Source organism: Brucella sp. NBRC 12953 (assembly GCF_040369775.1).
GTDB classification, from domain to species: domain Bacteria; phylum Pseudomonadota; class Alphaproteobacteria; order Rhizobiales; family Rhizobiaceae; genus Brucella; species Brucella pseudogrignonensis.
Genome location: NZ_BAABSV010000003.1, coordinates 246555 through 259120, shown reverse-complemented (window position 1 = coordinate 259120; position 12566 = coordinate 246555). Strand labels below are relative to the sequence as shown.

Genomic DNA, 12566 nt, shown 5'->3' with positions numbered 1-12566 from the left:
GGTCATGAGCAGCATTCTCAAGAACGTTGAAATCATCGATTTATCGATCCCCGCTTACAGCCCATCTGGCAATGAATGCGCCTTGTTTGAAATGGCATGGAAACGAAAGCTGCCACTGCTTCTTAAAGGTCCGACCGGCTGCGGAAAGACACGCTTCGTAAGCCATATGGCAGCGAAGCTTGGTCTGCCGCTCTCAACCGTTTCCTGTCATGACGATCTTGCAGCAGCTGATCTGACTGGCCGCTATCTTTTAAAAGGTGGGGATACGCATTGGGTTGATGGGCCATTAACCCGTGCGGTGCGCGAGGGTGGCATTTGCTATCTCGACGAAATTGTTGAGGCACGCAAGGACGTGGCTGTGGTTCTGCATCCACTGACCGATGATCGTCGCGTTCTGCCGCTTGAGCGCACCGGCGAACTGCTCGAAGCGCCAGAGCATTTCATGCTCGTTGTTTCTTATAATCCCGGCTACCAGAACTTGCTTAAGTCACTGAAGCCAAGCACACGCCAGCGTTTTGTGGCTATCGAATTTGATTTCCTGCCCAAGGATCAGGAAATTGCGGTGGTGAGCGCCGAAAGCGGACTTGATGCCCATAAGGTTGCGCCGCTTGTGGCGCTCGCTCATCGTCTGCGCGGCCTGAAAGGACATGATCTGGAAGAAGGCGTTTCCACGCGTCTGCTGGTTTACTGCGCGTCGTTGATAGACGCTGGCATGTCACAGCGAGAGGCTGCTCGTGCCGCCATGATCGAACCGCTGACCGACGAGCCGGATGTGAAGGCAGCATTGCTTGAAATCGCCGATGCGATGTTGAAGTAGGCGGGTATGTCATGCTGGATTTTCTGGAGCTTGAAGAAACCGTTGGCCGGGCCTGGCATCGGCTTATTGGTAAGACGGGGTCTTGGCCGCAATATCCCGACCAAGCGGTAAGGCTTACCGACATTCGCCAGAGGCTTGCCATCTGCTTCCGTGGTTTTGGCGGCGATGTTGCAGTGCAGATTGCGCCAGCACGCGCAAGAACTTCCGGGCATCGGCTTGGCTTGCGGCAGCGTATGGCTCTGGGTGAGGAAAAACTCAGCCACCCTTTGCGCGATGAAGCAACGCTGATGTTGCCGCCCGAGATTGCGCTCTTTCCTGATCGCACACTGAATTACGATCTCTATGTCTGGCTCGCGGGCTATATGGCGATCATGCCCACTGATATGAGTGCTGTCCCTGATGACCCGTTGCGCCGCGACCTCGCGGCGCTCGATATGGCTGCAGTAACGGCGGCAAAAGCCTGCCAATTGTTTCCGGGGCTTGAAGATCGCTATGCGCGGCTCTGCGATGCGGTGCTGGATGCACGGCCTAATAGACGGCTTAATCAACTCGAACAGCTTGTCGAAGACCGGGTTCTTTCCTTGTTGAAAGAAGGGGCCGGGCTGCCTGACTTCAGCCTTGCAACGATTTTCCCTCATCGCGCGCCTGCGGGCTATCTGCCGCTCCTTCCGGTGCCGCTTTGGCCAGGGTTGATCCGTCGCAATGAAACAGCATCGCGGAACGCAGAAGATGAACCCGTGCGCGACTCCCGGGCCGAAGGTTCGGAAACAGGCCGCCAGATAGCGCAGCGTGAGCAGCAAGATCCGCGATTTGCTGATAGAAGCCCGTTCATTCTCAATCGCTTTGAGAAAATTCTCGCCATGGCGGAAATGGTCAGTGTTGATCGGCCTTCGGATGACAGCGACGAGCAGAATGCAAAGTCGGCTGACGAGCTCGATGATCTGACACTGGGCGAGCGCAAGGGCAGACCCGCGTCACGCTTTCGCTTTGATCTCGATCTCCCACCAGAGGCGGTCGACCACAGTGTGCTTACCGCCAAACTGACCTATCCTGAATGGGATTATCGCAAAGCGACCTATTTGCAGGATCATTGTAGTGTGCTGGTGGCACCTGTGCAGGATCACGATGATGCCCTTAAACTGGATGACGAGGCGCGCAGCCTTGTACGAAAGGTCCGGCGTCAGTTTGAAGTTTTGCGACCCGGACGCGAAATGATGCGCGCACAACTCGACGGTAATGATCTTGATCTTGATGCCGTGGTGCGTTCGCGTTGTGATTTTGCAGCCGGTGGGCAGGGCAGCGAACGTGTGCATCTGATGAGCCGTCCTCAGGCCAATGATCTGGCGGTGACGATTCTTGTCGATGTTTCTCTTTCGACTGATGCCTGGGTGGATAACCGTCGGGTGCTTGATGTGGAAAAGGAAGCGTTGCTGGTTCTGGCCAATGGTATCGCTGCCTGCGGTGATCGCTGTTCGATCCTGACCTTCACGTCGCGGCGACGCTCATGGGTGCGTGTTGAAACGGTGAAAGATTTCGACGAGGCTTTCAGCCCGACTGTTGAGCATCGCATCGCTGCGCTCAAGCCGGGCTTCTATACGCGTATGGGTACCGCCATGCGTCACGCCACCGCAAAGTTAACCGAACAGCACAATCGCAAGAAACTTCTGCTGCTGCTAACCGATGGCAAGCCGAATGATGTCGATCATTACGAAGGGCGCTTTGCATTGGAAGATACCCGACGGGCGGCAAATGAAGCGCGTGCCAAAGGCGTCAACGTCTTTGCCGTGACGGTTGATCGCGAGGCAAATGCTTATCTGCCTGCTCTCTTCGGCCACGGGGGCTTTGCAATGGTTGAAAAGCTCGCGAAATTGCCGATTGCTTTGCCCGCAATCTATCGAATGCTGGCGGGATAGCTTTCGATCAGCACGCTCAGAGGCTTTGGTCAGTCCCTCGCACCGGCTCTTCCTTATCGATCAGGGGCGAGGGTGATGCAAATGCCAGAAGTTTGTCATAGTCGATAATTTTAACGGCTGATGCCTGCACACTCACACCATGTGCGCCAAGGTTGGCAAAGCTGCGCGACAGGTTCTCCGGCGTCATGCCGAGATAGGCCGCCAGGATGCGTTTTTCATAAGGAATGGTAACGACATCCGTTCCGTTATTGGCGAGCGATTCCTTAACGATCCAGTTGGCTAACCGCTGGACACTATTGCGTAATTTCTGCGTCTTCAGCTCTTTTACAAGCCGTCGGTAAGACCGTGCCAGCTCGAAAACGATAGCCTGCATGAAGCCTGAATCTTCGCTCATCATGGAGCGAACAAGCGATGACGGGATCATCAACACGCGCGCGGCTGTCAATGTCTGTGCGCTTTGCAAACACACATCATTGTTTAACGACGCAGCCAGGATGAAAACATCACCTGAGCGCAGAATTTCCAGAGCCGTTTCACCTTCTTCGGAGCGGGCAGACATAAGCACCAGTCCATCGAGCACGACAAAGAGAAAATCAGACGGCTGATTTTCTTCAATCAAGGTGGTTCGCGGCGGAAAGGATTGCGCAAAGCTGGGAGCTATGAGGAACTCAAAAGTCTTATCCCGCATTCCAAGAAAGAGCGGAAGCGTCTTTAGAACCAAAATATCCTCATCGCGCATTAAAACATTACCTTTCATCTCTAGTTTTATTATAGCGAAAGTCTTGATAAATATCAATCATCAAGTATGATTTTATCAATTGTATCATAAAACTAAATCTATTTTCAGTATATGATGACTATTAACTACAAAAACCCTTGATTGATTATCAAATATTGATCCTAATCAATGTATTCAACAGACAGACGCCGCATAAGTGCAAACGAAACCTTCCATGGTATTCAATTCGGAGTACGCCTATGCCACACGTCACGGGGGCTTCCCACCGTAAGCAGACTACTGCTCTGACGATGAGCACGATTGCCTTTACAGTCTGCTTCGCCGTTTGGACCATTTTCGCAATCATTGGCATACAGATCCGCGCTGATCTCGGGCTGAGTGAAACGCAGTTCGGCTTGCTGGTTGGCACGCCGATCCTTACGGGATCGCTGATCCGTGTCATTCTTGGCATATGGGCTGACCGCTACGGCGGACGCGCGATTTTTACGCTGACCATGCTGATCTCAGCTGTCGCCACCTATTTCCTGACCTATGCAACGACCTATCCTCAGATGCTGATTGCAGCGCTGGGTGTTGGTGTTGCGGGCGGTTCATTCTCGGTTGGCGTTGCTTATGTCTCGCGCTGGTATCCGCCGGAAAAACAGGGCACGGCCCTTGGTATTTTTGGCGCCGGTAATGTCGGTTCGGCCGTCACGAAATTTTTCGCACCAATGGTCATGGTTGCGCTTGGATGGCATGCAGTTGCCGAAATATGGGCAGCGGCGATGGTCGTCATGGCGCTGATCTTCTATTTTACCACCAGCGATGATCCGGTTCTGCTTGAGCGCAAGCGCACGGGTGAAAAGCCCGTCAGCACGCTTCTGGAACTCGAACCGCTCAAGAATATTCAGGTCTGGCGCTTCTCGCTCTATTACTTCTTTGTTTTCGGTGCGTTCGTGGCGCTGGCGCTGTGGCTGCCGCAATATCTGATCCATGTTTATGGCGTCGATATTCGCTATGCCGGTATGATCGCAGCTTTTTTCTCTATCCCGGCAAGTCTGTTCCGCGCTTATGGCGGCCATCTGTCTGACGTTTATGGTGCGCGCAAGGTCATGTACTGGACCTTCCTCGTTGCTCTCGTCGCCACCTTCATTCTCTCTTACCCACCAACGGAATACATCATCCAGAGCGATAATGGTCCGCTGCGTTTCACGGCAGAAATGGGCGTGGTCGGCTTCACGGTTTCCGTGTTTATCCTCGGCTTCTTCATGGCGCTGGGCAAGGCTGCGGTCTTCAAGCACATCCCGGTTTATTATCCCGACAATGTTGGCGCGGTCGGCGGTCTCGTCGGCATGATCGGTGGCCTCGGCGGCTTCATCCTGCCGATCCTGTTTGGTGTTCTGCTTGATCTCACAGGTTTATGGACAAGCTGCTTCATGCTGCTGTTCGTCATCGTCGCAGTCTCGTTTGCCTGGATGCATGTTTCGATCCGCCAGATGGAACGCGCAGCACAGGGCAAGGCAACGGAGGAACTTCCAGCTTTCGCAGAACTGCAGGGCTTGAAGAAGGCTGAAATCAAGCCAGCCCGCAAGAGCGATGCCGTGCTGACAGAATGGGAACCGGAAGACAAGACCTTCTGGGAACAGAAAGGCAAGCATATTGCCAAGCGCAATCTCTGGCTTTCCATTCCAGCGCTCTTGCTGTCATTTGCGATCTGGCAGGTCTGGTCGGTGGTCGTTGCAAAGCTGCCGCTGGTTGGCTTCAAGTTCACCACGGACGAGTTGTTCTGGCTTGCAGCACTTCCCGGCATTTCGGGCGCAACGCTGCGCATCTTCTATTCTTTCATGGTGCCGATTTTCGGCGGTCGTCTCTGGACCACACTGACCACCTGGTCGCTGGTTATTCCGGCCATCGGCATTGGCTATGCGGTGCAAAATCCGAATACGCCTTACTTCGTGTTCCTGCTGCTCGCTCTGTTCTGCGGTTTTGGTGGCGGCAACTTCGCCTCCTCCATGTCTAACATTTCCTTCTTCTTCCCCAAGGCGGAAAAAGGCAATGCGGCAGCCCTCAATGCAGGCCTCGGCAATCTCGGTGTCAGTGTCGTACAGTTTGTCGTCCCGCTGGTTATTACCGCTGGCATCTTCGGCAAGCTTGGTGGCGATCCGGCTTTTGTGGCCACCGAAGCTGGCAGCTCGCCGCTCTGGTTGCAGAATGCTGGCTTCTTCTTTGTGCCTTTCATCGTGATCACTGCCTTTGCCAACTGGTTCGGCATGAATGATATCGCATCGGCAAAGGCATCCTTTGCGGATCAGGCCGTCATTTTCCGCCGCAAGCATAACTGGCTGATGTGCTGGCTCTATACCGGTTCATTCGGCTCCTTCATCGGCTATTCGGCTGGCTTCCCACTTCTGACCAACATTCTGTTCCCGGAAGTTAATGCGCTGCATTACGCATTCCTTGGACCTTTGGTCGGCGCGCTGTCGCGTTCGGGCTCGGGCTGGCTTGCCGATAAATATGGCGGCGGACGCGTAACCATCTGGGCTTTCATCCTTATGATGATCGGCGTGAGCGGCGTGCTCTGGTTCGTCGGCATCAAGGATCAGCCTTATGCATTCAGCGGCTTCTTCGCTTCCTTCGTTCTGCTGTTCTTCGCAACAGGTATCGGCAATGCCTCCACCTTCCAGATGATCCCTGCGATCATGTCGAAGGAAATGGACCGCCTGATGCCCAAGGCAAGCGCTGAAGAACGTCGCCTGGAAGCCAGCAAGGAATCCGCTGCCATTACCGGCTTCACATCGGCCATTGCTGCTTTTGGCGCCTTCTTCATTCCGAAAGGCTACGGCACGTCCATCAGTATGACGGGCGGACCGGAAGCAGCTCTGTGGGCATTCCTGATCTTCTATGTGAGCTGCCTCATCATCACCTGGGCCGTCTACACCCGAAAAGGTGGCCTCCTCTATGACGTCGAGCACAATCGCAAACCTGCGACCGCTGCTGCCTGACCACAAAGGCAGCGCGGGGAAGGCGGAAAGCTGCTTTCCATCCGCGCCTGCCACTTAATGAATGGATTGAGAGGACAATATTATGAGCCTACTCCTCGACCGGCTAAACTTTCTTGCCAGAAAGAATGTGGACACCTTTTCCGATGGGCATGGTGTTACCACGGTTGAAAACCGTGACTGGGAAGATGCCTATCGCAAGCGCTGGCAGCATGACAAAATTGTCCGCTCAACTCATGGAGTGAACTGCACTGGGTCTTGCTCATGGAAGATCTATGTCAAGGGCGGCATCATCACCTGGGAGACCCAGCAGACCGATTATCCGCGGACCCGCGCTGATCTGCCCAATCATGAGCCGCGCGGCTGCCCGCGTGGTGCAAGCTACAGCTGGTATATTTATTCGGCCAACCGCGTGAAATATCCACTGATCCGTTCGCGTCTGCTCAAGCTTTGGCGCAAGGAACGTGCGGTGAAGACCCCGATCGGTGCATGGGCTGCGATCCAGCAGGATCCGGCCAAGCGCTCCGATTATATGAAGGTGCGTGGCCTTGGCGGTTTCGTCCGCGCGACCTGGGATGAAGTCAACGAAATCATCGCAGCCGCCAACGCCTATACAGCCAAGACCTATGGTCCTGACCGCGTGATCGGTTTCTCGCCGATCCCTGCCATGTCGATGGTGTCTTATGCAGCCGGCTCACGTTATCTGTCGCTGCTCGGTGGCGTTTGCATGTCGTTTTATGACTGGTATTGCGATTTGCCGCCTGCCTCGCCGATGACATGGGGCGAACAGACAGACGTTCCTGAATCCGCTGACTGGTATAATGCTGGCTTCCTGATGCTCTGGGGTTCAAACGTTCCGCAGACCCGCACGCCTGATGCACATTTTTACACTGAAGCCCGTTATAAGGGCGCAAAATCGGTCGTGGTGTCACCGGATTACTCGGAAGCCGCCAAATTCTCCGATCTGTGGCTGCACCCGAAACAGGGCACAGATGCTGCACTTGCCATGGCGATTGGTCATGTCATTTTGCGCGAGTTCCATCTGGATCGACAGGTGGAGTATTTTGAGGACTATTGCCGTAAATATACTGACTTCCCAATGCTGGTTCGTCTCAGCAAGAAGGATGGTCATTATGTGCCTGACCGCTTCATCCGCGCTTCCGACTTTGTCGATACACTTGGCGAAAGCAACAATCCGGACTGGAAGACGGTGGCCTTCGATAAGAAGACTGCATCTTACGTCGCTCCCGGTGGTTCTATCGGCTATCGCTGGGGCGAAGACGGCAAGTGGAATCTGGAAGAAAAAGACGGCAAAGGCCACGATGTTGAGCTGGCAAAGAGCTTTATCGACAAAGGCGATCACGATGCGGTTGCCGATGTGGCGTTTCCTTATTTCGGCAATCGAGAACACGATTTCTTTGAAGGTACCGATCATGACAGCATTCTGGTGCGCAAGGTGCCAGCCCGAAAGGTAAAGCTTGCAGACGGTGACACGATGGTCGCCACCGTTTTCGATCTCTTTGCGGCTAATTATGGTCTTGATCGTGGTCTTGGCGACAAGAACTCGGCGAAAACTTTTGATGAAGGCCTGCCTTACACGCCTGCCTGGGCTGAAAAGATCACCGGCGTTCCGCAGGATCAGATCATCGCTGTTGCGCGCGAATTTGCTCATAATGCAGAGAAGACCAAGGGACGCTCCATGGTCATTCTCGGTGCTGGTCTCAATCACTGGTACCACATGGATATGAGCTATCGCGGCATCATCAACATGCTGGTGATGTGCGGTTGCATCGGTCAGTCGGGCGGCGGTTGGAGCCATTATGTTGGACAGGAAAAACTGCGTCCGCAGACCGGCTGGACAGCGCTTGCCTTCGCACTCGACTGGAACCGTCCACCCCGCCATATGAACTCGACGTCATTCTTCTACGCGCATACCGATCAGTGGCGCTACGAGACGGTCAAGGTCAACGACATCCTGTCGCCAACCGCACCGGAAGGTTCATGGGACGGTACATTCCACGATTATAATATCCGCGCTGAACGTATGGGCTGGCTGCCATCGGCACCGCAATTGCAAACCAACCCGCTTGAAGTATCCAAGCAGGCGGCGGCATCGGGCAAAGAGGCCAAGGATTTTGTGGCTGAAGCGCTCAAATCCGGCAGTCTCAACATGTCCTGTGAGGACCCAGATAATGAGGCAAACTGGCCGCGCAACATGTTTGTCTGGCGCTCCAATCTGCTGGGTTCTTCGGGTAAAGGCCACGAGTATTTCCTCAAGCATCTGCTCGGGACATCGAACGGCCTGCTTGGCAAGGATCTCGGTCCGGAAGGCGCGCAGGAATCTCAGGAAGCCGTCTGGCACGATCAGGCACCGGAAGGGAAGCTCGATCTGCTGGTGACACTGGATTTCCGCATGTCCACGACTTGCGTTTATTCGGACATCGTTCTGCCGACGGCCACCTGGTACGAGAAGAACGATCTCAACACCTCCGACATGCATCCCTTCATTCATCCGCTTTCAAGTGCTGCTGATCCTGCATGGGAAGCACGCAGCGACTGGGAAATCTTCAAAGGCATCGCCAAGAAATTCTCGGATGTGGCGCCAGAAGTGCTGGGTGTTGAGAAGGATGTGGTTCTCGTTCCGACCCTTCACGATACGGCAGGTGAACTCTCGCAGCCGTTTGATGTGAAGGATTGGAAGAAGGGCGAAGTCGAACCGATCCCCGGCAAGACCATGCCAAATATTGTTGTGGTCGAGCGTGACTACCCGAACCTCTACAAGCGTTATACATCGGTTGGTCCATTGCTTGAAAAGCTCGGCAATGGCGGCAAGGGCATCGGTTGGAACACCGATCACGAGGTAGAACTTCTCGGCAAGCTCAACGGCAAGGTTCATGAGCCTGGTGCTACCGAAGGTCGCCCGCGTATCATGACTGACATTGATGCAACGGAAGTCATTCTGTCGCTTGCCCCCGAAACCAATGGCGAAGTGGCGGTGAAGGCCTGGGAAGCACTGTCGAAGTTCACTGGACGTGATCACAGCCATCTGGCGATACCGAAGGAAGACGAGAAAATTCGCTTCCGCGATATCGTGGCACAGCCACGCAAGATCATCTCCTCGCCGACATGGTCCGGTCTTGAATCGGAAAGTGTGTGCTACAATGCTGGCTATACCAATGTGCATGAACTGATCCCTTGGCGCACGCTGACAGGCCGTCAGCAGCTTTATCAGGATCATTTGTGGATGCGCGCTTTCGGTGAAGGCTTCTGCGTATATCGTCCGCCAATCGATACCAAGACGGTCAATCCTGCCATTCGTGAAAAGGCAGACGGTCAACCGCATCTCGTGCTGAACTTCATTACGCCGCACCAGAAATGGGGCATCCACTCGACCTATTCCGACAACCTTTTGATGCTTACGCTCAATCGTGGCGGTCCGGTTGTCTGGATGTCGGAGCCGGATGCGAAGAAGGCAGGTCTCGTCGATAATGACTGGGTGGAAGTTTACAACGCCAACGGTGCTATCGTGGCGCGTGCGGTTGTGTCCCAGCGCATGAAGGACGGCACGATCTTCATGTATCACGCACAGGAAAAGATCGTGAATACGCCGGGGTCGCCTCTGACGGGGCAGCGCGGCGGCATTCATAACTCGGTCACGCGCATCATCACCAAACCAACACACATGATCGGCGGTTACGCCCATCAGTCTTATGGCTTCAACTATTACGGCACCGTCGGTGCAAACCGCGACGAATTTGTCGTGGTGCGCAAGCTGGACAAGGTCGACTGGATGGAAGGTCCGCTCGACGAAAGCAAAGCGACATTGCCCCAGACACCAGTGGCAAAGGAGGCAGCAGAATGAAAATCCGCGCGCAAATTGGCATGGTGCTCAATCTCGACAAGTGCATCGGCTGCCACACCTGCTCTGTGACGTGCAAAAACGTCTGGACCAGCCGCGAAGGCGTTGAATATGCCTGGTTCAACAATGTTGAAACCAAGCCCGGTATTGGTTTCCCGAAAGAGTGGGAAAACCAGAAGAAGTGGAATGGCGGCTGGGTCCGCAAGAAGAACGGCAAGATCGAACCCAAGATGGGTGCGAAATGGCGCATTCTTGCTAAAATCTTTGCCAATCCAGATCTGCCGGAAATCGACGACTATTATGAGCCATTCGACTACGATTATGGGCATTTGCAGACGGCAGGCGAAAGCAGGACTATGCCGACCGCCCGCCCACGCTCGCTGATTTCCGGCGAACGCATGGAGAAGATCGAATGGGGTCCGAACTGGGAAGAAATTCTCGGTGGCGAATTCGCCAAACGGTCGAAGGACTACAATTTCGAGGGCGTGGAAAAGGAAATCTACGGCCAGTTCGAAAACACCTTCATGATGTATCTGCCTCGCCTCTGCGAGCACTGCCTCAACCCGACCTGTGTTGCAGCCTGTCCTTCGGGTGCAATCTATAAGCGCGAGGATGATGGCATTGTTCTGATCGATCAGGAAAAATGCCGCGGCTGGCGCATGTGCGTCTCCGGCTGCCCTTACAAAAAGATCTATTACAACTGGAGTTCCGGCAAGTCCGAGAAGTGCATTTTCTGTTATCCGCGTATTGAAGCAGGCCAGCCAACTGTCTGCTCGGAAACCTGTGTCGGTCGCATCCGCTACCTCGGTGTTATTCTTTATGATGCCGACCGGATTTCGGAAGCCGCATCAACCGCCAACGAGCAGGATCTCTACGAAGAACAGCTTAGCATCTTCCTCGACCCGAACGATCCGAAAGTGATTGAACAGGCGCGCAAGGATGGTGTGCCGGATGCATGGCTGGAAGCTGCCAAGCATTCGCCGGTCTACAAGATGGCCATGGAATGGAAGATCGCATTCCCGCTGCATCCTGAATATCGCACGCTGCCAATGGTCTGGTATGTGCCACCGCTTTCGCCGCTTCAGTCGGCTGCTGCTGCGGGCAAGCTCGGAATGGATGGTCCGCTGCCGGATGTTCGCTCGATGCGTATTCCGGTTCTCTATCTCGCCAATCTTCTGACCGCCGGTAAGGAAGAGCCGGTTATCTCGGCGCTTGAACGCATGTTGGCCATGCGCTCCTACATGCGCACCAAGACCATTGATGGCGTCATTGATGAAGCAATTGCTGATCGCGTCGGCATGAGTAGCGGCATGATCGAGGAAATGTATCAGCTGATGGCAATTGCCAATTATGAGGATCGTTTCGTCATCCCAACAACGCATCGCGAAGTCACAGAAGATGCCTATGATCTGCATGGTTCCTGTGGCTTCACCTTTGGCAATGGCTGCTCGGGTGGTTCTTCCACGGAAGACCTGTTCGGTGCCAAGCGTCAGAAGGTCGTGCAGACACCGACCGACATTTTCAGGGAACAGGTATAATGAACAAGGCTCTGAAAATCATATCGCTTCTGCTGTCCTATCCTTCGAAGGATGTGCAGTCTGGACGGGAGGAACTGAAAGCTGCTGTCGTCAGCGACCCAAGTCTTTCGCCCGGAATCCAGAAGCTACTCGACAATCTGATCGATGATCTTTGCAAAGGCGATCTCTATGAGGCGCAGGAGCGTTATGTGCATCTGTTTGATCGCACCCGCGCGCTGTCGCTGCATCTGTTTGAGCATGTGCATGGCGAAAGCCGCGATCGCGGTCAGGCAATGGTCGATCTTTTGAAGATGTATGAGGAAAATGGCTTCGACATTGATGCCAAGGAACTACCGGATTATCTGCCGCTGTTTCTTGAATTTTTGTCGACGCGTTCGCCGGAAGAAATCCACGATCTGCTGGCGCAGACTGCACACATCACCACAGCCATCGGCGAACGTCTGCGCAAGCGGCGCTCGATCTATGCCAATGCGTTTGCTGCACTTTCGCATCTTGGCCGCGTGAAGCCTGATGAGAAGCTGTTGGGTGAATTGCTGCGCCAGGAAGAGGATGATCCCGACGATCTGGCTGCTCTCGACCGCATCTGGGAAGAAGAAGCCGTAACATTTGGCAGTTCTAATGCTGGCGAAAACGCCTGCGGTCCGGACCGGTTGCGTATGCAGGTGCGTGCTGCACGCCGTAATCCGGCGGCATCGTCAAACCCCAGCCAAATCTAGGAGACG

The 12566-nt window shown here is 54.4% G+C and carries 7 protein-coding genes; 6 read left to right on the top strand and 1 reads right to left on the bottom strand.

Going from position 1 to position 12566, the window contains the following annotated elements; all coding sequences use genetic code 11:
* Nucleotides 1-4 precede the first annotated feature (4 nt).
* Nucleotides 5-817 carry a CbbQ/NirQ/NorQ/GpvN family protein gene (locus ABWV94_RS08695; RefSeq protein ID WP_353413208.1) on the top strand — a complete coding sequence of 271 codons (813 nt, stop codon included), beginning with the start codon at nt 5-7 and terminating at the stop codon, nt 815-817.
* A gap of 11 nt (nt 818-828) precedes the next feature.
* The gene (locus tag ABWV94_RS08690; protein ID WP_353413206.1) at nt 829-2730 is read left to right on the top strand and encodes a nitric oxide reductase activation protein NorD; all 1902 of its coding nucleotides are present in this window, start codon (nt 829-831) and stop codon (nt 2728-2730) included.
* Nucleotides 2731-2746: 16 nt separating this feature from the next.
* Here the strand turns inward: ABWV94_RS08690 and ABWV94_RS08685 are convergent, their stop codons facing one another.
* Nucleotides 2747-3469, bottom strand: a complete 723-nt coding sequence (locus ABWV94_RS08685) for a cyclic nucleotide-binding domain-containing protein (RefSeq protein ID WP_353413204.1) — start codon at nt 3467-3469, stop codon at nt 2747-2749.
* Nucleotides 3470-3708: 239 nt separating this feature from the next.
* Between ABWV94_RS08685 and ABWV94_RS08680 the strand changes: the two genes are divergently transcribed.
* From ABWV94_RS08680 to narJ, 4 genes are all read left to right on the top strand, one after another.
* Nucleotides 3709-6450: a nitrate/nitrite transporter gene (locus ABWV94_RS08680; protein WP_353413202.1), complete on the top strand. Its 2742-nt coding sequence runs from the start codon at nt 3709-3711 to the stop codon at nt 6448-6450.
* Nucleotides 6451-6532: 82 nt separating this feature from the next.
* Nucleotides 6533-10309, top strand: coding sequence for a nitrate reductase subunit alpha (locus ABWV94_RS08675; RefSeq protein ID WP_353413200.1), 3777 nt, complete (start codon nt 6533-6535; stop codon nt 10307-10309).
* Nucleotides 10306-11844, top strand: coding sequence for a nitrate reductase subunit beta (gene narH / locus ABWV94_RS08670; protein ID WP_353413199.1), 1539 nt, complete (start codon nt 10306-10308; stop codon nt 11842-11844). Before ABWV94_RS08675 ends, narH begins: the two co-directional genes overlap by 4 nt.
* Entirely contained in the window at nt 11844-12560 is a 717-nt protein-coding gene (gene narJ, locus ABWV94_RS08665) for a nitrate reductase molybdenum cofactor assembly chaperone (RefSeq protein WP_353413198.1), read from the top strand. Before narH ends, narJ begins: the two co-directional genes overlap by 1 nt.
* Nucleotides 12561-12566: the final 6 nt, after the last annotated feature.

What these genes read in the sequence shown, in the direction of transcription:
- ABWV94_RS08695 (WP_353413208.1), top strand. Translation starts at nt 5, where the DNA reads ATGAGCAGCATTCTCAAGAACGTTGAAATCATCGATTTATCGATCCCC.
- ABWV94_RS08690 (WP_353413206.1), top strand. Translation starts at nt 829, where the DNA reads ATGCTGGATTTTCTGGAGCTTGAAGAAACCGTTGGCCGGGCCTGGCAT.
- ABWV94_RS08685 (WP_353413204.1), bottom strand. Translation starts at nt 3,469, where the DNA reads ATGCGCGATGAGGATATTTTGGTTCTAAAGACGCTTCCGCTCTTTCTT.
- ABWV94_RS08680 (WP_353413202.1), top strand. Translation starts at nt 3,709, where the DNA reads ATGCCACACGTCACGGGGGCTTCCCACCGTAAGCAGACTACTGCTCTG.
- ABWV94_RS08675 (WP_353413200.1), top strand. Translation starts at nt 6,533, where the DNA reads ATGAGCCTACTCCTCGACCGGCTAAACTTTCTTGCCAGAAAGAATGTG.
- narH (WP_353413199.1), top strand. Translation starts at nt 10,306, where the DNA reads ATGAAAATCCGCGCGCAAATTGGCATGGTGCTCAATCTCGACAAGTGC.
- narJ (WP_353413198.1), top strand. Translation starts at nt 11,844, where the DNA reads ATGAACAAGGCTCTGAAAATCATATCGCTTCTGCTGTCCTATCCTTCG.